This is a genomic window from Croceitalea sp. MTPC6 (genome assembly GCF_036985525.1).
Lineage (GTDB): Bacteria > Bacteroidota > Bacteroidia > Flavobacteriales > Flavobacteriaceae > Croceitalea.
The window spans coordinates 201,944-221,224 of the sequence record NZ_BTGR01000007.1 but is presented as its reverse complement, the minus strand read 5'-3'; the positions used below and the strand labels follow the sequence as shown (position 1 = coordinate 221,224).

General features: G+C 33.6%; 17 protein-coding genes. 10 read left to right on the top strand and 7 right to left on the bottom strand.

Going from position 1 to position 19,281, the window contains the following annotated elements; all coding sequences use genetic code 11:
* The first annotated feature begins 91 nt into the window (after positions 1 to 91).
* From wecB to AACP56_RS13850, 4 genes are all read left to right on the top strand, one after another.
* Positions 92 to 1,210: a non-hydrolyzing UDP-N-acetylglucosamine 2-epimerase gene (wecB, locus tag AACP56_RS13865; protein ID WP_339334925.1), complete on the top strand. Its 1,119-nt coding sequence runs from the start codon at positions 92 to 94 to the stop codon at positions 1,208 to 1,210.
* Positions 1,211 to 1,213: 3 nt separating this feature from the next.
* On the top strand, positions 1,214 to 2,428 hold the full coding sequence (gene wecC / locus AACP56_RS13860) for a UDP-N-acetyl-D-mannosamine dehydrogenase (protein ID WP_339334927.1): 1,215 nt from the start codon (positions 1,214 to 1,216) through the stop codon (positions 2,426 to 2,428).
* 92 nt (positions 2,429 to 2,520) lie between these two features.
* Positions 2,521 to 3,129 (top strand): sugar transferase, encoded by a 609-nt coding sequence (locus tag AACP56_RS13855; RefSeq protein WP_339334929.1) that lies wholly within the window; start codon positions 2,521 to 2,523, stop codon positions 3,127 to 3,129.
* Between the two features lie 320 nt (positions 3,130 to 3,449).
* Complete coding sequence (locus tag AACP56_RS13850) at positions 3,450 to 3,632, top strand: hypothetical protein (RefSeq protein ID WP_339334931.1); 183 nt, start codon at positions 3,450 to 3,452, stop codon at positions 3,630 to 3,632.
* A gap of 173 nt (positions 3,633 to 3,805) precedes the next feature.
* On the opposite strand, the gene AACP56_RS13845 is transcribed toward AACP56_RS13850, so the two are convergent.
* The gene (locus AACP56_RS13845; RefSeq protein WP_339334933.1) at positions 3,806 to 4,615 is read right to left on the bottom strand and encodes a glycosyltransferase family A protein; all 810 of its coding nucleotides are present in this window, start codon (positions 4,613 to 4,615) and stop codon (positions 3,806 to 3,808) included.
* Positions 4,616 to 5,035: 420 nt separating this feature from the next.
* Between AACP56_RS13845 and AACP56_RS13840 the strand changes: the two genes are divergently transcribed.
* The 5 genes from AACP56_RS13840 to AACP56_RS13820 all read left to right on the top strand — a co-directional run bounded on the left by AACP56_RS13840 (position 5,036) and on the right by AACP56_RS13820 (position 10,048).
* Positions 5,036 to 5,782 (top strand): SDR family NAD(P)-dependent oxidoreductase, encoded by a 747-nt coding sequence (locus AACP56_RS13840; RefSeq protein ID WP_339334935.1) that lies wholly within the window; start codon positions 5,036 to 5,038, stop codon positions 5,780 to 5,782.
* Positions 5,783 to 5,788: 6 nt separating this feature from the next.
* Positions 5,789 to 6,610 carry an SMP-30/gluconolactonase/LRE family protein gene (locus AACP56_RS13835; protein ID WP_339334937.1) on the top strand — a complete coding sequence of 274 codons (822 nt, stop codon included), beginning with the start codon at positions 5,789 to 5,791 and terminating at the stop codon, positions 6,608 to 6,610.
* Positions 6,611 to 7,843 carry a glycosyltransferase family 2 protein gene (locus AACP56_RS13830; RefSeq protein WP_339334939.1) on the top strand — a complete coding sequence of 411 codons (1,233 nt, stop codon included), beginning with the start codon at positions 6,611 to 6,613 and terminating at the stop codon, positions 7,841 to 7,843.
* A 71-nt stretch (positions 7,844 to 7,914) separates the two neighbouring features.
* Positions 7,915 to 9,204, top strand: a complete 1,290-nt coding sequence (locus AACP56_RS13825) for an ATP-grasp domain-containing protein (RefSeq protein WP_339334941.1) — start codon at positions 7,915 to 7,917, stop codon at positions 9,202 to 9,204.
* Positions 9,205 to 9,280: 76 nt separating this feature from the next.
* The gene (locus tag AACP56_RS13820) at positions 9,281 to 10,048 is read left to right on the top strand and encodes an SDR family oxidoreductase (RefSeq protein ID WP_339334943.1); all 768 of its coding nucleotides are present in this window, start codon (positions 9,281 to 9,283) and stop codon (positions 10,046 to 10,048) included.
* Positions 10,049 to 10,180: 132 nt separating this feature from the next.
* On the opposite strand, the gene AACP56_RS13815 is transcribed toward AACP56_RS13820, so the two are convergent.
* Both AACP56_RS13815 and AACP56_RS13810 read right to left on the bottom strand, forming a co-directional pair.
* The gene (locus AACP56_RS13815; RefSeq protein ID WP_339334945.1) at positions 10,181 to 11,011 is read right to left on the bottom strand and encodes an NAD-dependent epimerase/dehydratase family protein; all 831 of its coding nucleotides are present in this window, start codon (positions 11,009 to 11,011) and stop codon (positions 10,181 to 10,183) included.
* 961 nt (positions 11,012 to 11,972) lie between these two features.
* On the bottom strand, positions 11,973 to 12,683 hold the full coding sequence (locus AACP56_RS13810) for a TylF/MycF/NovP-related O-methyltransferase (RefSeq protein WP_339334947.1): 711 nt from the start codon (positions 12,681 to 12,683) through the stop codon (positions 11,973 to 11,975).
* A gap of 559 nt (positions 12,684 to 13,242) precedes the next feature.
* Here AACP56_RS13810 and AACP56_RS13805 point away from each other — a divergent pair.
* Positions 13,243 to 13,734, top strand: coding sequence for a hypothetical protein (locus tag AACP56_RS13805; RefSeq protein ID WP_339334949.1), 492 nt, complete (start codon positions 13,243 to 13,245; stop codon positions 13,732 to 13,734).
* Positions 13,735 to 14,102: 368 nt separating this feature from the next.
* Here the strand turns inward: AACP56_RS13805 and AACP56_RS13800 are convergent, their stop codons facing one another.
* From AACP56_RS13800 to bshA, 4 genes are all read right to left on the bottom strand, one after another.
* Positions 14,103 to 15,605: a phosphoethanolamine transferase gene (locus AACP56_RS13800; protein WP_339339972.1), complete on the bottom strand. Its 1,503-nt coding sequence runs from the start codon at positions 15,603 to 15,605 to the stop codon at positions 14,103 to 14,105.
* 760 nt (positions 15,606 to 16,365) lie between these two features.
* Positions 16,366 to 17,562 (bottom strand): OmpA family protein, encoded by a 1,197-nt coding sequence (locus AACP56_RS13795; RefSeq protein ID WP_339334953.1) that lies wholly within the window; start codon positions 17,560 to 17,562, stop codon positions 16,366 to 16,368.
* A gap of 107 nt (positions 17,563 to 17,669) precedes the next feature.
* A complete protein-coding gene (locus AACP56_RS13790) occupies positions 17,670 to 18,116 on the bottom strand; it encodes a hypothetical protein (protein WP_339334955.1) in 447 nt (148 codons plus the stop codon).
* A 6-nt stretch (positions 18,117 to 18,122) separates the two neighbouring features.
* The gene (gene bshA / locus AACP56_RS13785; RefSeq protein WP_339334957.1) at positions 18,123 to 19,265 is read right to left on the bottom strand and encodes an N-acetyl-alpha-D-glucosaminyl L-malate synthase BshA; all 1,143 of its coding nucleotides are present in this window, start codon (positions 19,263 to 19,265) and stop codon (positions 18,123 to 18,125) included.
* Positions 19,266 to 19,281 lie beyond the last annotated feature (16 nt).

The following is a 19,281-nucleotide window of genomic DNA, read 5'->3' as shown; positions in this document are numbered from 1 at the left end:
GAAATTAAAAAAATAGCTCTCAAATAATTAAATGTTTCAAAAGAACTAATAAAGACAAACTCTTGGTAAAACAAAAAGAAATCTTTCATCTATGAAAAAAAAGAACCTTATAATTTTTGGAACACGACCAGAAGCCATTAAAATGGCTCCTTTAGTAAAAGAGTTTAAGAAATCTAGTGATTTTGAAACTAAGGTTTGTGTAACAGCACAACACCGCGAGATGCTAGACCAAGTACTCGATTTTTTTGAAATTACACCAGACTATGATTTAGATCTAATGAAACCTGGGCAAAATCTTTACGGACTAACAGCAGCGATTATAACAGAGCTGCAACCCGTATTAGAATCGTTTAAACCAGATTTTGTATATGTACATGGGGATACAACAACAACCATGGCTGCAGGTATCGCTGGATTCTATGCAGGAGCAAAAGTTTGCCATGTAGAAGCTGGCCTACGCACCTTTAACAAATATGCTCCTTTCCCTGAAGAAATTAATAGATCTATTACTGGCCGAATTGCGGACTACCACTTTGCCCCTACTACAACCTCTCAAGAAAATTTACTGAGAGAAAACGTAGCTAAATCATCTATTTTAATTACCGGAAATACTGTTATAGACGCACTTTTAGAGAGTTCTTCGAAAGTGCAAAACATGAAGGATAACGAAATAGAGGAGTTAAAGCGAACCTTAGATTTTGATAAAAAAATTGTGTTGGTTACTGGGCATAGACGTGAAAATCACGGACAAGGCTTTATTAACATTTGTAATGCTTTAAAAGAAATTGTTGCTAATAATCCAGATGTACAAATCGTATATCCTGTACACTTAAACCCAAAAGTACTAAAACCTGTACATGAAATTTTAGGAAATCTTTCTAATGTAAAACTAATTCAGCCTCTAGCCTATCCTGCTTTTGTTTGGTTAATGAATAAGTCAGAACTTATTATTACCGATAGTGGTGGTGTACAAGAAGAAGCACCTAGCTTAGGCAAGCCTGTATTGGTAATGAGAGATACTACGGAGCGACCAGAAGCAGTAGATGCAGGAACTGTTATTTTAGTAGGAACTGATACACAAAAAATAGTTAACGAGGCCAATAGCCTGCTAACTGATGTAGATAGATATAAATCCATGAGTAAATTACATAACCCGTATGGAGATGGAAACGCCTGTAAAAAAATAGTAGAATACATTAAAAAACTCTAAATAATGGAAAATCCAGAAGTAAATATTCTAGGACTAGGTTATATTGGTCTACCAACTGCCGCATTAATATCAAAAAACGGCACATATGTGCATGGAGTAGATATTAACCCAGATGTTGTAAAAACAATCAACGATGGAAAAATTCATATCGTAGAACCCGATTTAGGCGAAGCTGTTTCACACGCCGTTTCAAATGGATTTTTAAAGGCAAGTACGGAGGCAATAATAGCAAACACTTATCTAATAGTGGTACCAACACCCTTTAAAAATAATCATGAACCAGATATTTCCTATGTGGAGTCTGCTACCAAAAATATAATACCCCTATTAAAAAAAGGAGATACGTACATCATTGAATCAACCTCTCCAGTAGGCACCACTGAAAAAATGATGAACTTAATCTATGAAGAAAGACCTGAATTAAAAGAAGAAGTTTTTATTGCATACTGTCCAGAACGAGTATTACCAGGTAATGTGATGTACGAACTTGTAAACAACGATCGTGTTATTGGAGGAATCGATGCGAAAAGTACTAAAAAGGCTGTCGATTTTTATCGGAAATATGTTACTGGGGAGTTACATGAAACTAATGCACGAACCGCTGAAATGTGTAAATTGGTGGAAAACTCGTCCCGTGATGTGCAAATTGCTTTTGCAAATGAACTTTCCCTTATTTGTGACAAGGCCGATATTGATGTTTGGGAATTAATTAACCTAGCTAACAAACATCCAAGAGTAAACATCTTGCAGCCAGGATGTGGCGTTGGAGGACATTGTATTGCCGTTGATCCATATTTCATAGTTGCAGAGTACCCTATGGAATCCAGGATAATCGGAAAAGCCAGAGAGGTAAATAACTATAAATCTTTCTGGTGTGCCGAAAAAATTGTTTCAACCAAGCTAGAATTTGAATTACGTCATGGCAGAAAACCAAAAATTGCGCTTTTAGGATTAGCATTTAAACCAAATATTGATGATTTAAGGGAGTCACCAGCCAAATATATAGTTCAACGTGTCTTACAAGATTCTAATAACGAGGATTATTATATTGTTGAACCCAATATTGATGATCACAACGTATTTAAATTAACTGATGTTTCAGTTGCAGTTACAGAAGCAGATATCATTGCCATTTTGGTTGCTCACAAGGAATTTAAAGAACTAATTGAACTCGATAACAAGGTTGTATTAGACTTTAGTGGAGCTTTGAAAAAATGATAAGTTTTACTTAAATTGTTTTAATAATTCTGCAAGATATTTTAGACTGCTAATTGATATGGTAAAAGGCATTAATTAAGGAATATAATTCTATGTACAAAAAGTATTTTAAAAGAATTTTAGACTTTTCAATATCGCTTGTGGCGTTGATTTTACTATCACCAGTGATTATTGCATTAATCATTTTATTGATGTTTGCCAATAATGGCAAACCGTTCTTTTTTCAAAAAAGACCAGGGAGGTATACAAAAATATTTACCATCATTAAGTTTAAGACCATGAGGGATCCTAGAAAGAATGAAACTGAGTTAAGCGATCAAGAGCAGCGTATTACAAAAGTTGGTGCCTTTATTAGAAAAACTTCCTTGGACGAACTTTTGCAATTGGTTAATGTGTTAAAGGGCGATATGTCGCTCATTGGTCCTAGACCACTATTAATCGATTATCTTCCGCTATATAATGCAGAACAAGCAAGAAGGCATAATGTTAAACCTGGTATTACTGGTTGGGCCCAAGTAAATGGACGCGCAACTGTATCGTATGAAGAAAGATTTACTTATGACGTTTGGTATGTCGATAATTTAAATTTTAAGAACGATTTGAAAATCTTGTGGAAAACTGTTGAAAAAATAGTAAATAGGAAGGCAGTGTCTTCTATTGAAGATGCCACTATATTTACGGGTTGGGAGGGGAACCCCTAAACTGTATTTATAACTGAAAAAGGCTATGCATATGGCCTAAACTTCACTAATTCTTAGAGTGTTTTGCTTTTTTCCAGTACTTGTAACTATTCAGTTAGATTATTTTGTTATGAAATGCCAAACTATTGGAGCAATACCCTTCCAAAATCCTAAAGAATACAGAAACAATTAATTTAACCGGATTACCACTTTTTTAAAGTGACAATTTTACTTAATTCAGGTACCTAATTTCATCTAATAATAAGCCTGTAGCTAAAAACCATGTTTATTAAAAGGTGTATAACTTCTACGGTTCTCTATAAATTTAAAAAGTCGGAGAATTGGATTTTTTAAGTAGTAGTGAAGACTTACCTGTTTTTGTACAGGAAAGCCTTCAAAACGGTAAGTCTTCAGAAGTAAAACATAAAACTTTTGTCTATAAAGACAAATCAATTGACGCAGAATACGAATTTTTAGCGGTAAAGTTGATTAAAGAAAGTCATTGTCTTAAAGGAAAAAGTTAGGTAAGCTCCTTTAAAGAAAATTTATACGTTGATTTTCGCAATCGATATTTGGAGATAGCCAGTATTCCCCAACTGTAGCATGGCTACTTAGCCTTACTAAAAAATACTTTAGGGTCGTTACCTGATCGGAAGTAATAAAAGAGAACCGATGCCAAGCTGGCTCAAAATTTTTGTCAATCTAATTGTTCATACATAGCTGGGTAAAAATTGAATTCCTTGCGCAATCCACGAGTAATGAATCTAAAACGGTAGTTTTTCAACCTAAAGTATAATCTTTTGAGACCCTTCAAAGAAATCCAATTCCCATGTTGACCAAACGATTTAACGTTTTGGAAAGACATGAAAATATTTTCACCGTTTCCCACGTCGTATATCCCAGCCGGAAAAGGAACTTTCTGTAACGCTATGTTTGTGTTAAGGATTGTCAATCGGTGATCAAAGTAAAATGTTGAATTAATCCCTATAAAATATCTTACAAGTTCAGGCTTAACAATTATTGAACTCCCACAGAGGTGGTTGAACTTAAATGTTTTAACTAAAAACTTTCTGCCTTCAACATGAATATATCCATTTTTAATATACCAACCAGGAATATGTCCGCTACTGTTGTTCACAAATGTCGAAATATTTTTACTTACATAGTCATCTGAATCTACAGTCATTATGTAATCTGTCTTGAACTCTTTGGAAGCATACTCCACCCCTAGCAATATTTTCTTTCCTTTGTCCATTTCCTTGGCTTTATAAAAGCTCTTAGAACTTTCGAAGTCATTGGGAATTGGAGGTTCGAAATCAACTTGTACGTAATGAAGGTTTTGATGACTAAAAGTAGTTTCTGGAATTTCATGACAGACTACCACGACTTTAAAATTTGAATCTGTCTGGTTACAAATTGACTTTAGGGTTCTCTCCAATAATTGACTGAACTTATTCCAGTCTGAAGTTACCGCTTTACTTTTAACAGGAACAACAAAGGCCAACATATAACAATTGATTTGATGATTCAAATAAAGTACAATTATTTGTCACATTAGAGTTTTATCGACTAAAAACAAAAAATTCGGACCAGATAGCTTTTAACAAAAACAGTGTAATATCAGTAACTGACAACTGTTTCATTTAATCCATAATCTAAGTGTAAGAATGCTTCAAGTCATTGGTTAGCCATGACATAACACTCTAGTTACTACAATCAATCCCTTGGTATCAAGGTAATACTCCTGAAGGCAAAGTGTCAAATTCAATGGGTAACTGATACAAACCGACTTAAGACTTTAAAATGCAATGGAGATCCCTTCCAATTAAACGAGAATATTTTAAATACATAGAAGAAAAAAAATTACAATGGTATAAATAACTAAATTTGAAAATGGTAGAATCAAATTCGAAATAAACCATTATTAATGAAAACAGTAATGATATTGGGTGGAGCAAAAGGAGTTGGCAAGCAAATCCTCTATTCCTGCTTAGACAAAGGTTACAATGTTTCCTTTTGTGGTCGTAACAAAAAGCTTGGTAACGAAATCGTAGAATCTTCAAACACGGTAAATCAGCTTTATTTTCACCATCTGGATTTGAATAAAATTGATGAACTCAAAAGATATCACGATGAAACCTTAAAAAGATTTGGAAAAATTGATGCATTGATTTTATATGCAGGGATTACACCTGTTGCATCTATTTTGGATACGGAAGAAGATATTTACGACAGTGTTTTTAATGTTAATCTTAAAGCACCTTACTTTTTGTTAAAACATGTATTACAAACCATGGTAGAGGTACATACTGGATCAATAGTATTTTTTGGATCGGCGCATATGGATTATGGTGAAGAGGACAGAGCGGCCTATGCTCTTACAAAAAGTACGCTTTATACTCTATCGACCCACATTGCCCGTCATTATGCGAAATATGGAATTCGCTCAAATTACCTAGTTATGGGTTGGACTCATACTGAGGGAGAAGTTGAGTTAAGGGCCAGTGAAGGGGTAAGCGAAGAAGACTTAAAAAACAAAGCCAAGGGTATTATTCCAATGGGGCGAATGCTGAATCCAACGGATCCCGTACCTGCAGTACTATATTTTATTTCAGACGAATCTGCAATGACCACAGGTTCATTGATTAGAATTACTGGAGGTGAATATATTTAATTGCCTATGAAAGCCCAACTCGTTTTTTATGCGGACAACGAACTATTGGAAGGTCCAATATTCGATTCAAGTAATAACCTGCTGTACTTTGTTTCAATTTTTGATGGTTTGGTTTATTGCTATGAAACTGATACTAAAAAAATACTAAGTGTAAGACTAGATTCGCCAGTTAGTAATGTTTATCTCAAAGATTATAAAAAGGTTATGGCGGCATCTAAGAATGGTTTTTATGAAATAGATTTTAATACACTGCAAGCAACCTTTGTCTTTCAAATTGAAATTGATGATGATATGCGATTTAATGATGGTATAGAAGATGCTAAAGGTCGATTCCTTATTGGCACTATGGGTTATCCTGAAGTGAAGTCCAATCGAGGAAAGGTCTTTTCCTATTACCAAGGAAAATGCAAGACTATTATTGAGAATACTACCATTTCAAATGGTCTCGCATTCTCCAAAGATAATTCATTACTCTACTTCATCGACACTCCTTCTAAAAGGGTGGCAAGGTATTCTTACGATATAACCAGTGGCAATGTCAAATTTGAAACAAATGTTATTGAGTTCAAAGAAGATGGAAGTCCTGACGGAATGTGCATGGATAATAATGGAAATCTTTGGATTGCAGAATGGGGAGGGGGATGTGTATCGCTTTGGAATGCAACTTCAGGGAAAAAACTGAGGGTGTTGAAATTACCTTGCCCAAATGTAACCTCCTGCACTTTTGATAATAAAGGAGGAATGTTCGTTTCTACAGCAAAATCTCATACCCAAGACAATAATTTGGGAGGAGGTTTGTTTTATTTTGAGAACAATAATTTCCAGTAAATGAGTCTACCGTTAGTTAGTGTAATTGTTCCTATTTATGGTATTGAGGCCTATCTACCAAAGTGTATTGATAGTCTATTAGATCAGTCCTTTTTTAACTTTGAGTTAATTCTTGTGGATGACGGAAGTCCAGATAATTGCCCTGAAATCTGTGATACCTTTGTAAAAAGAGATACAAGAATTAAAGTAATCCATAAAGAAAATGGTGGATTGTTAAGTGCAAGAAAAGCAGGGCTAGAAAATTCCAGCGGTAAATACATAGCCTTTGTAGATGGTGATGATTGGGTAGATAAGTTTTACTTAGATACATTATACAAACTTGCTATTGCCAATGATGCAGACCTTGTGGTTACAGGGCATTTTAGAGAATTTGATGGTAAAATAGAAACTATCAAGCCTAAAACAGCAGGTATCTATGAGGAAAAAGAAATAAAAACCTCTATTATACCAAAAGCTATTTATAATGGAGAGTTCTGTGAACATGGTATCTCTACTTACGTATGGAATAAGCTATTTAAAAAGGAACTACTTGCTTCTATTCTTATGGATGTACCAAATGATATTATCATGGGAGAAGATGCAGCTATTTCATATTCCTATTTAGCTATTACTAGAAAACTTGTCATCAGTAGAATTCCATTGTGCTATTACCGACAAAGACATGACTCTATAGTAAAGTCCGTAGAGAATCCAAAGAAAGAGTATTACAGGTTGGGCTTACTAATGAACTTTTTAAAGATAAGGTTGAGTGAAGTATTAGATTCAGAGAACTTAAATAAGCAAATCAAGTATTATTTGTACTCGCAAATTTTAGTGCGTTCTGGAGGGTTAATCCTGAATACATCAAATAAAGTACTTCATAATCCATTTTTAAGTGTAAAAGAAAACTCGAAGGTAGTAATCTATAGCTCTGGTTCGTTTGGTCAGCATATACTGGCTACCAATCTCAAATCTAATTTTTTCAAGATTATAAAATGGATAGATGTTGATTTTCATGATATGAAAATAGGAGAGAACGTTGTAGAACCTATTAGTTCTATAAAAAATGACATTTTCGACCATTTGATAATCGCAACGATAAATCCTTCTACCCATAAATCTATTCAACAAGAGTTGTTGCTTATGGGCATAAATCAAACTAAGTTTACAAAAATTAATACAGATGAAACTGTAATTGACAACCTGTTATCACATCTAGGGTTCAATGAAGATTTCATATATAACAACAACTAAATTTAATAAAACTCTTGTTCTATAAAAATAACATCCACGGAGTTTTAAAAAATCTATAATTGATTAAAATCATGCAAAAAAAACTTATAATTCTTGGTGGAAATCCAGAAACAGGTGTTTTGGTAGAAGTTGCAAACTCAATGGGCGTCCATACTATAGTGATTGATCCAAATCCAGATGCACCAGCAAAAAAATTTGCAGCTAAAACATACGATATCGATGGCTTTGATATTGATGGAATTGTTGCTGTTGCAAGAAAAGAAAAGGTTAATGGTGTTTTAGTCGGTGTTGCCGATATTTTAGTCAAGCCTTACAGGGAGATCTGTGAGAGGCTAGATTTGCCTTGTTATGCCAATAAAAAAACCATTGAAGCATTTTGTAGTAAGGACGGTTACAAGCGCTATTGCGCTCAATATGGTGTTCAGGATATTCCAGGAATTTACTTGACTCGGGATAATGCCATAAAAAAACCCGAAAATGTAGATTTTCCATTGATGGTTAAACCAGTGGATAGTGGTGGAGGTGTAGGTATGAAGATTTGTCGTGATGAAGAAGACTATATTGCAACTGTTCAGAATGTATTGAAGTACTCTAAAAAAGGCGTGGTGTTAGTAGAAAAATACATGGACTCCCATTGTGATGACATGGCGGTTTATTATACGTTCAAAGACGGTATCCCTTCCCTTTCGGCCACCTATGATAGATATCTTACAAGACTTCAAGGCGATTCAAGTCCAATCGCCATTGGTACCGTATACCCATCGACATATACCGATTTGTTTGTGAAAAATGTACATCCCAAACTATGCGAGATGTTCGAAGGCCTAGAAATCCAAACAGGTGTTCTCAATGTACAATTTTTTGTAGAGGATAATGTTTTTTATAGCTACGACCCAGGATTTCGTCTACAAGGGGAAGCGCCACATATACACCTAGCCCACATTAATGGGTTTGATCATCGTAAGATGTTGATTAATTATGCACTAACAGGTGTTTTTGGCGAAAGTGATTTTTCAGAGAAAAATGATTACATGTTAAAGGGAGGCGCCGCTTGTTCTATTTGGGTGTTATTAAAGGGTGGAAAAATCGAATCAATTGAAGGGTTAGACGCCATAAAATCCCATAATAATGTGAATTTCGTCGTCGAACGATTTAAAGCTGGGGATACCGTGAAGGATGAGTGGATTGGAACCGAAAGACAGGTCTTATTTAGAATTTATACGGCAGCAGATTCCATTTTTGGTATAAATCAAACCATCGAAGACATAAAAAATACACTTAAGGTTAGCGATTCTAATGGTGAAGATATGGTAATCGAGTGGTTGAAACCTTGGAAAACCGAGGATTATATTTTTAGTTAAAATTCAAGTATTTTCACAGGAATTATATCAACACTACTTATTTTTCTCAATATTAACATGTTAAAAAATTTATAGAATGAATATTTTGGACAAATTTAGTTTAAAGGGAAAGAAGGCAATTGTCGTAGGAGGGGCAGGAGATCTCGGCAAATCCATGGTAGAAGCAATAAGTCAAGCGGGGGCACAAACAGTGGTCATTGATTTTGATCAGCGAGTTTTTGAGATTTGTGATGAGTTCAAGGCAAATGGTCTTAATGTAAGTGCAATTCAAGCAGATGTAAGTCAGATTGAACAAATTAAAGAGTCTTATGCTACTTCACTCGAAATACTAGGCGGCACGGTTGATATCTTAATAAACTCTGCTGGTATCCAAAGAAGATATCCCAGTGAAGACTTTCCAGAAGAGGAATGGAGTAAGGTAATAGCAATTAATCTAGACGCCACGTTCTACTATTGTAAGTATGCCGGGAATAATATGATTGAAAATGGCGGTGGAAAAATTATAAATATCGCTTCTTTGATGAGTTTTCTTGGTGGTATCACAATTCCGGCTTATGCAGCTTCCAAAGGAGGGGTTGGGCAGCTTACTAAAGCCCTCTCTAATGATTGGGCGGCAAAAGGTATTTGTGTCAATGCAATTGCACCGGGATACATGGATACTCAATTGAACACTGCGCTGATCAATGACAAAAAACGTACTGATGAGGTATTTATGAGAGTACCTATGAAAAGATGGGGGAAAGGCGAAGACTTACAAGGGCTGACGGTTTTTTTAGCATCTGCCGCAAGCGATTATGTTACGGGAACTATAATTCCTGTAGATGGAGGGTATTTGGGTCGATAACATGCCATTTAGAGGCACTATCAATCTACTACCCTACTAATTAGAAAAGAAAACTCAATTTCTTATAGTGCACCTGAAGCTATACGGGTGGTTTTTCAAGGACTTAGGACTTATGGAATTCTTATATCCAAGTCACTTTATATCTAGTATCTCTGACAAACCATCTTTTATAGACATTTTTGGAAAAAAGTCTATCTTTTTGTATATGGTATCATCGAATGTAAATCCTTGACCCGACTCTTGTCTATCTTCTAAAAATTCGATATTTATAGGGTTATTCGTTAACTCATAGACGATACTGGCAATCTCCAAATAAGTATTAGGAACCCTTGTAATAGAATCATACACCCCGAACACTCCATTTTTGACTACCCTATAAATGGTTTCAGTAAAATCCGTAATGTGAAGGTAGTTCGCACTTCCACCATGCTTTCCAAATAAGGTGATTTTCTCACCTTTAGATGCCATTTCTATTAGTTGATAAAGAAAAGGATGGTGTTTTACAAAAGCAGGGTCATTGCCATATAATTGCGAAGGCCTTAATATGGTGTAAGGAATTTCATCCTTACCTAAACAATATTTAATAATTTCTTCCGCATGTTGTTTAGAAATATTGTATATACTATAGAGTGGTGATGATTCCTCCAAATGGACAAATATGCTTGATATAAAAACAAAGTGTTTCACATTCATTTTTTTCAAATGAAAACACAATTCCATAGTATCTAATACATTATACTTTTCTGTTTCATAAATCTCCTCATCTGTTGCTCTACCAAATGCAGCAGCTGTGTGAATTACAATGTCTGCATGGTCGGGTAACTGATCAGCTAAAGACTTATTTTGATTCAAATTAATATCACAGTCCCTGCGACCAACGGTAATTATTTCATAATCCTCAGATATCAATGGCATTAGGTACCTTGAAACACTAGAATTCCCTCCAATAATTAGTATTCTCATTTACTCTTAAAAATTGTCACCTATTTCCTAAGGTGAATTAAACATGAATATTAACAAATGTATAACAAATATCTGTTTAGTCTGTAGTGCCTCCAGAGCAGGTTATACATACTGCTGAATACGAAGAAGTTGAAACAACTACCTCTCAATTCAGATGCATAATTTTAAATCAAATTACGAGAAATAAGCGGGCTTTAGGCAAATTAGGTGCAGATTATGATATAGTCTTAGACATAGGTTGCCAAGCATCTCGTAAGCAAATTTGTTTACATCTTCCTGACTGCGAAATTTGGGTGTTAATAGTTAGCCCCAGCTCTTCAGATACTTGCTTATATATTTTACCTTAATGATTGAACTTAGCATATGTTACAGTTAAAAGCTTAACTAGTTTTCTATTGCGCGTGGATAGGGTAGCGAATTTGGAAGAGTTCAATAGCTTTGATTAAGACTCATGCCTTAGCCCATACGGATTCAAAAACCCCTTGCATCAATTAGTAGCATTCCCCGATAGGTTTTCTCTTATCCTTTGACATGAAATCATTTCTAAGAGGATAAATAAAAAACTGTTTAAGATTTGCTCCTCTTTTGTAAGTATTTAAGCCAAGTTATTTAAATATCACAGGTTTGCACCCATACACTCGGCCCTTAACTGTAAGGTAATAGTCATATCTTCTTTGAGGAGAGTCAGAAAATTTAGGTGTCAACCCATGCGAACCTTATCTCTGCCCAGTCCGACTCAATTAATAAGAATGATGTGCCTCAGTACTACAACACTCTGAAAAAGATAATCAAAACCATAAAGGTCAAACAAAAGATAAGCTATCAGTTCAAATCACAGACCGCTGAATTAAACTTCACCAAAATACAGTCTTTCGTTAATGCCACAACCAAAATTGGAATGAAATTGTCAGACTTATTATACTAAAAGCTGAATTTCACTAAAAATACATAGACTGTTTAGTTACATTATTTTTAAAGCAAATTGGGTATTGGTCTTTGCTATACCTTCATATTCGCAACCAGTCATAGTAACAAAGTCTAAAAATGCCCTAAACTCATGATGTGGGCTTTGCAAAATATAGAATTCATCAAAAATTAAAATATCTGATTGTTTTATAAAAGGTAGCAAAGTTGAAAGCACATAAATAGTAGATGAATACAAATCAGCATCCAAATGGATAACCAGCTTTTTATTTTTTAGAGCTAAATCATTTTCACGTGTGAACGCAAACAGTGTCTCTTGAAAAAGACCTTTTTCAAAACTACTTCTTTCATCATTAACACCTTCCGGAGTCTTCCCCAGTGTTGAGAATTTTCCCTTGAAATGATTTTTTTTCCAATCCTCAGGCAATCCTTCAAAGCTATCAAAACCGGTAAATCGTGAATTTTTGTTGGTATTATGTGCTAACCACCATTTAAAGCTTTGCCCTTTCCATACACCAAACTCAATAAAAAAAATATCCTCTTTTCTTAGGTTTTCTTTGTTTTTGATTGTTTCATAGAAATCAGATCGATTAGATAAGGTTTTGATGTGAGCATACTTTCTAAAATGATTAGAATTTTTAATTAAATATGATAGGTGGAGTAAAAAATTAGAAAAATTTACACCCAGCCATCTGGCCTGTTTCAAAGCTATTGTTCTTCTCTTCTTTTTTAAAGTCTTTAATAGCATCAAAAATATTCTTGGTGTAGTTTTTTAAAGTAATGATTATGCTGATTTCAGTCAAACTCTGCGACATTAAAAAAATGTACTTATTAACCTATGGCTCGTTTAGAAAAAGTTGTACAATCAGTTGAAATTCGGTAAATTAACCTATCGACACTTTAGTTTCTATGTATAACTCTGCATGAAATTAAGGGAAAATAACATAGGTTTTGAAGAAATTGAATGTAAAATCAGGGTTTTTGTCGCAAATTTAATCATCAAAGCCCGTGGACAGTAAGCTTGTCTGTATCAGCACTACTTTCGAATATATAGAAGATTAAAATTCTCCGCTAATTGCCCAATAGGTGTAATACAACAATTGCTAGCCTTAAAGAACAATCAATTTTTAAAACAAAGCTCAAAAACAAAAAAGTATAAATAACTTTAAGATCATATATTACCATTCAGCGGCACAAAGGGGTAAATAACCCAAAAATTATTGAAATTTTATTTTTTTTGAAATAATTGGTTTTACTTCGCGTCTAGCCATTTGATAATAAATTGGATACTAATAAAACCAGAAATAATGAAAAAAGAGTATTTAGAAAAGGTACAAACTATAGATGACTTAATTACTGCATTTTACGCTTGCCTTGGGGGTGAACCCGGTGAAAAAAGAGACTGGGAGTTCATGAAATTTTTATTTCATCCGCAAGGGATGAAAATTGGTTATGAATACGATATCAATCGGAACTTTAGACCTCAATGGATACACCCAAATGATTATATAGAACGTATTGGTTTTTGGTTTAACAATACCAGAGAAACCGCTTTTTATGAAAGAGAGTTAGGCAGAGTTGTAGAAACCTATGGAAATATAGGTCATGCCTTTAGTCATTGTGAAGCTTTCCATAGTAAGGAAGATATGGCCAACAACAAGCCTTATAAACAAGATGTAAAAAGCATTCAATTGGCCTATTATCAAGACAGATGGTGCATCATCAACATGTTTTGGCATGGTGTAACTCCTGAATTTCCAGTACCAGATAGATATAAGAAATTTCAACAATTCCCCTAATTTTTTGTCAGGCCTTCCAAGTTTTTGACTCCACTAGTAAGTAGCTCAGTGGAAATTCAGCTTAACAAAATATAAAAAGACTCCTTCTGGAGTCTTTTTTCATTAATCATCCTAATAAAAATGGAATTTTAAAGATTAGCTGAGGTTAATTCTACTCGTATATTTACCTATAAAACAATCAAGGCTTAAAAAATATTGTCTCTTTGCCATCAGACACTGGTCAATTTCTTTAATTGGTGAAGGTGGTTGACTCAATAAACAACTATGGAGCAAGGTTTTTTTCAATCAGTGAATGATGAATGATTTCTTTCCATTTTTAGACAAAATCCTACTTTAATAATCTTTAATCCTATGCACTTACCAAGTTATCATCTTTTGGTTAGGGCTAAAAAATTATTCCTATCATAATCTTTACCATCTATTAATATTCGTTTACGATTATAATTGAAGTTCTTGTTGAATACGCTTTTAGTTTCCTCAAGTAAAGGACTTTTTATATTACTAATATCAATCATAGAATGGAATAAATCATCAGTCACATATGGTCTATCTTTGTTCGCAAATATAGTAGCTACCTTATTTTTATTATTTTTTAAATAATTGGGTGACAACCACACGATGAAAGGAATTTCTACTAAAACCTTAGGCATTTCTTTTGAAAAATCATGCCCAATTTTATTCATTTCATCATATACATTCTCTCCATGATCTGATAAATAAATTGCAGATGAAACATCTCCTTCTTCTGATAAGGTATATTTATCTAGAATGGTCAGAATTGTATCTACCACAAAATCATTGTAAAGGATAGAATTACGATATTCAGCAATCAGTTTTTCTCTTTTAGAATTTTCACCTTTAAAGTGATTAAAATTAGAAGGATATCTTTTATTGTAGGTGTAATGACTACCCATTAAATGCAATACTATAAATTTATTTTTCCCTCTTTTATTTTTTAAAACCGATTCAAAAGATTCGAATAAATCTTCATCATATGCACGGGCAAAGAATGACTCTGCTGTAGAATTACCATTCGCATTAACAAACTTTGAATAATCTGACTTCCTAGCTATGCCACTAATTACATTATCAACAAAACCAATTGGAGACTGATTCGAAATCCAAAATGTTTCAAATCCTGAAGAATGAAAAACATCTAAAATATCAATACTTTCAGTAATATCAAGTTCATTTTCCAAGCTTGACTGCGATAACATAGCTGAGACGCTTTGAAATGTGTAATTGTATCCTGAGACTATATCAGAGTATTTTATAATATCCTTTCTATTTCTAAGCCTAGGATTGGTATTTATATTTGCTCCGTATAAAGACATATGGTTTCTACTACAAGATTCACCAATTATTAAGACAAAAGTATGTTGTTGATCTTGGTTCTGTGGAAATGTAGCATCCACTATTTGAAGTTTATTCTCTTCGCCTGTCTTTTTATAATCACTAAAATTGTTGATGAAAGTATAAGACATCTTAGCCACCTGAGGAAGAAATCGATACTTGGGTATCGTGCTTATTAGACTAACCACGACTACACCAAAAATAATTACAACACTTCCAATATGAATTAATTTGTTTTTAACCTTTTTCTTTTTCGGTGATATTCTTAAAGCAAAAATGAATATAGCAGAATATATAATCAACACGATTAAACCCCATGTCGATTTCAATTCTAGAAATGAAACAGCTTCCTCATAATTAGTATTTAAAATTATAATAAGGCTTGTAAATGTTAAAGGACCTTTCATTGTAATCCAATGACCAATCTCAATAAAGCCAATTAAAAAATATGCCCATAAAGCAATTTTATAAATCCATTTTTTTTGAAAAATGGCAAAAGGAATTGTAAACCCTAACATCCACATTAGATTTGCCAGTAAGGAAAAACTATCTGACAATTCATTATCGATAAAGAATCCCAATAGAACAGGACTCAAAACCAATAACACTAAATAAGGGGGGTAGAGTAAATTTATAGTCCTTAAAATATCCTTATGATTGTACAAGACTGAAATATGTATTTTATGTAAAAAAATTAACCTTAATTTAATATTAAATTAACTTTTATTTATTTATAATTTAACGTTTGTAAAATAAAATCGATAAACTGCTTAAAAATCTGTTGTTTAACCCTATCTGTGTGTTTTCAATGAAAACGTGCACAAAGTATGCGCACATTTCTAACTCGTGAAGATTGCAAAAAAGGATAGACAATGGCATTAAAGTTGCTGATATAAAGTGAGGTTAAGAAGTTATCCACCTAGTAGCTTTACATCCCTTAAGAGACTTAGGCGAATAAAGATTTGAGGATGGAAATAGTAAACCCAAACAGAAAGAAGTAAGTGAACTTAGCAATGTCCATCAAATAGCCAAGGAGATTATTATGAACTATAGACACTATCAGGTAGGTTCTCAATACCAAGCTTTTAAAAGTTTCTTTAAAAAATTGTTGATTACCTCTTAATTCAAATTGCTTAAAAAATAGCTCCTAATAGTTCTTCTTTCTTTATACCAGTGGAAATATTTAAAATTAAAAAACCGCAGGCGCATGCCTCTGCGGTTTTTTAATTTACAAACTTTATGAGATAGTCCTATTTACAAGTTGAGCCTAGTAAATTACTACCTATTTGTTATATTAGAACTTTCTCTAACTATTTGAAAGGCAGACCTCCTATTTTCACTATGTTTGTTTTCTGGACAAGCTACATTATCATCACATTCATTTACCAATTCTTTCTCCCCTAAAGCTTTAGTTATAATTCTTTCTTCTGAAACCCCTCTTGTAGCTAAATATTTTACAGAGCGTTTTGCTCTTTTTTCGGATAGCCATTTATTATATTTATCTGTACCCCTAGAGTCCGTGTGAGCCGATATTTGAATGTTTATTTCTGGATTTTCATTTAAAATAGTAATCAATTTCTCCAAAATCTGCTTATCCTTGGAACTTAAATAAGAAGAATTCAAATCAAAATATACCAATCCAAGCGCATTGATTTTATCTTCGATAGCTTTTTTTTGTGTCGATTCGGTATCAAGTTGAGCTTTTTTGGGAGCTTTGAGCTTTTCAGCTTCTTCTCTTTTTAAACGTTCAGCAAGTTCTTTTGCCTCTCTTTCTGACTTATTAGCTTCGGAAATAGAATCTTGAACTCTTTGCTGTTCTTTTTCAAGCTCTTTCAAAAGGGTTAATTTTTCCTCTCCTTTCTTAGAAAGCCTCTTTTCAACATTAAATCGGTATACAAGTCCAGCAGCATGTTGTATATGATTAGTCGCATTCTCTGTACTCATGGCCCACTTACCTGTAGAATTAAAATCTAGACCTAGCCTGTCGGAAAACCATGTTCTAAAACCAACTGATGCATTATAAGTACCCCTACCAACATTATTAGCGTCTGTATATCCTGCGCCAATTCCTACATAAGGGTCAAAAAACCCAGTTTCGCCCAATATCTTATTCAAATCATAGCTAATACGAAAATCTGCAGCATAATAATCTATATCTTCCGTATTAATTTGGTTGTCAATTGTTTTTCCTTCTTTGTATTTGTTATAAGATCCTATTAACTCCAATCCAAGACCATTCTTAAAGTATTTACCAATACTTAGGCGAGAGGGAAATGGAACTATATTCCAGTTATCTTCTGTGTTAAATAAGTTCGTAAATTCGGAACCTGCATCATCAACAACATTAAAACCTATTCCAAAAATCCAAGAACTTTGGATAATAGAATCATTTTTTGTCAATTCAGAATCTTGAGAGAAACTAACCGCAAAAATTAATAATGCAGTTACAAGCAAGGTTATTCTTGTAGTTTTCATAAAAACTTATTTGGGGTATATCTCAACAAATGTAGAATAATGCCAGAACAGCTGAAAAAACTACCGCTAAATGTGATTAATAATCGATAATAGACCGAAAGATGATTTTAAAGCAGTTTGAAAACGATTTTATTTTCAGAAATAGACATTTTATAGACACAGAAAGGATATGAAACAACCTTATCTTCCTTTTTAGACTTATTCTTCATCTCTATTGCTATTTTAATTTCTTGATCATCATCTTTCAATAGTTTTAGAAAGGGCATAGCTGATGTTTTCTGTTCACCCATGCAAACAACTAGTGCTATTTCTTCTTCAAAATTGATTTTTGGTAAAGGTATACCTGGCTTACGTGTCCTATTAACTCGAGAAAAGAAAGACTTCAACGTTTTCTCGTCCCTAACTATACTTGTTTCCATCGTATCCGTAAAGAAGTAACTATCCTGGACCAAAAGTGTGAGTTCATTATCTTGCTTAATATCAGCTTCTGCCAAACTTTTTTGATTTTTACAAGAAGAAGTTAAAATTATTATCGCAATCAGAATAAGTTTCATGAGCCACTAATAAGAATTCTTAAATCGAGATTTGTATGCCTTATCATATACCTCTTCATACATGGGCAAAATGTTTAAAATATCAAACTGTAATGCCCAATTAAAAGCTTCGTTTTTAAATTTTTCAAGTGTATTCTCATTACTCAATATCTTGATAGAATTTTCAGCCATTTCATTAATGTTGCCAATATCACTTAAAAATCCTGTAACATCATGTTTATTAACCTCTGGTATACCTCCCGCATTTGAGGAAACTACTGGAACTTTATTAATCATAGCTTCTAATGCTGCCAAACCAAAACTTTCCGTCTCAGAAGGCAATAAAAATAGGTCTGAGAAGCATAAGATTCTATCAATTTCATTACTGTTTCCTAAGAAAACGATTTTATTTTTTATTCCAAGTCTTTCACATAATTGTTCCGCCTTTTCTTTTTCGGGTCCCTCTCCTACCATTATTAACTTAGCGGGCATTTTTTCTTGAATCTTATGGAATACATTTACTACATCAGGAATGCGCTTTACTTTTCTAAAATTACTGATATGGGTAATAATCTTTTCATTATCGTTTGCCATCAGTGAGCGCTGACAATCTGTATAATCCGAGCTATATTTTTTCTTATCAATGAAGTTCGGAATTACTTCAATTTCTTTTTCAACTTCAAAAATCTCATTAGTGCTTTTCTTTAAATTCTCGGAAACTGAGGTGACTATATCAGATTTATTTATACTAAAAGTAACCGCAGGTTTATAAAATGGGTGCTTACCCACTAGTGTAATATCAGTGCCATGTAATGTTGTAATCATTGGAATAAAAATACCTTCTTCTTGCAGCATTTTTTTTGCCATATATCCTGCATAAGCATGCGGAATTGCATAGTGAACATGCAAAACTTCTATTCCAAATTGGCGAACGGTGTCAACCAATTTACTGGATAGTGCCAGCTCATAGGGCTGATATTTAAATAAAGGATAGTCTGGAACATTTACTTCATGAAAATGAATGTTATTACTTAAAAGGTCCAAACGTACTGGTTGTTTGTAAGTCACAAAATGTACTTCATGACCTCTTTCGGCAAGAGCTATACCTAATTCAGTTGCCACTACTCCACTCCCTCCAAATGTTGGGTAACATACTATAGCTATCTTCATAGGTATAAAATTAGCT

Coding starts and splice junctions, on each gene's coding strand:
- wecB (WP_339334925.1), top strand. CDS start 92: ATGAAAAAAAAGAACCTTATAATTTTTGGAACACGACCAGAAGCCATT.
- wecC (WP_339334927.1), top strand. CDS start 1,214: ATGGAAAATCCAGAAGTAAATATTCTAGGACTAGGTTATATTGGTCTA.
- AACP56_RS13855 (WP_339334929.1), top strand. CDS start 2,521: ATGTACAAAAAGTATTTTAAAAGAATTTTAGACTTTTCAATATCGCTT.
- AACP56_RS13845 (WP_339334933.1), bottom strand. CDS start 4,615: ATGTTGGCCTTTGTTGTTCCTGTTAAAAGTAAAGCGGTAACTTCAGAC.
- AACP56_RS13840 (WP_339334935.1), top strand. CDS start 5,036: ATGAAAACAGTAATGATATTGGGTGGAGCAAAAGGAGTTGGCAAGCAA.
- AACP56_RS13835 (WP_339334937.1), top strand. CDS start 5,789: ATGAAAGCCCAACTCGTTTTTTATGCGGACAACGAACTATTGGAAGGT.
- AACP56_RS13830 (WP_339334939.1), top strand. CDS start 6,611: ATGAGTCTACCGTTAGTTAGTGTAATTGTTCCTATTTATGGTATTGAG.
- AACP56_RS13825 (WP_339334941.1), top strand. CDS start 7,915: ATGCAAAAAAAACTTATAATTCTTGGTGGAAATCCAGAAACAGGTGTT.
- AACP56_RS13820 (WP_339334943.1), top strand. CDS start 9,281: ATGAATATTTTGGACAAATTTAGTTTAAAGGGAAAGAAGGCAATTGTC.
- AACP56_RS13815 (WP_339334945.1), bottom strand. CDS start 11,011: ATGAGAATACTAATTATTGGAGGGAATTCTAGTGTTTCAAGGTACCTA.
- AACP56_RS13810 (WP_339334947.1), bottom strand. CDS start 12,683: ATGCTATTAAAGACTTTAAAAAAGAAGAGAAGAACAATAGCTTTGAAA.
- AACP56_RS13805 (WP_339334949.1), top strand. CDS start 13,243: ATGAAAAAAGAGTATTTAGAAAAGGTACAAACTATAGATGACTTAATT.
- AACP56_RS13800 (WP_339339972.1), bottom strand. CDS start 15,605: ATGTTAGGGTTTACAATTCCTTTTGCCATTTTTCAAAAAAAATGGATT.
- AACP56_RS13795 (WP_339334953.1), bottom strand. CDS start 17,562: ATGAAAACTACAAGAATAACCTTGCTTGTAACTGCATTATTAATTTTT.
- AACP56_RS13790 (WP_339334955.1), bottom strand. CDS start 18,116: ATGAAACTTATTCTGATTGCGATAATAATTTTAACTTCTTCTTGTAAA.
- bshA (WP_339334957.1), bottom strand. CDS start 19,265: ATGAAGATAGCTATAGTATGTTACCCAACATTTGGAGGGAGTGGAGTA.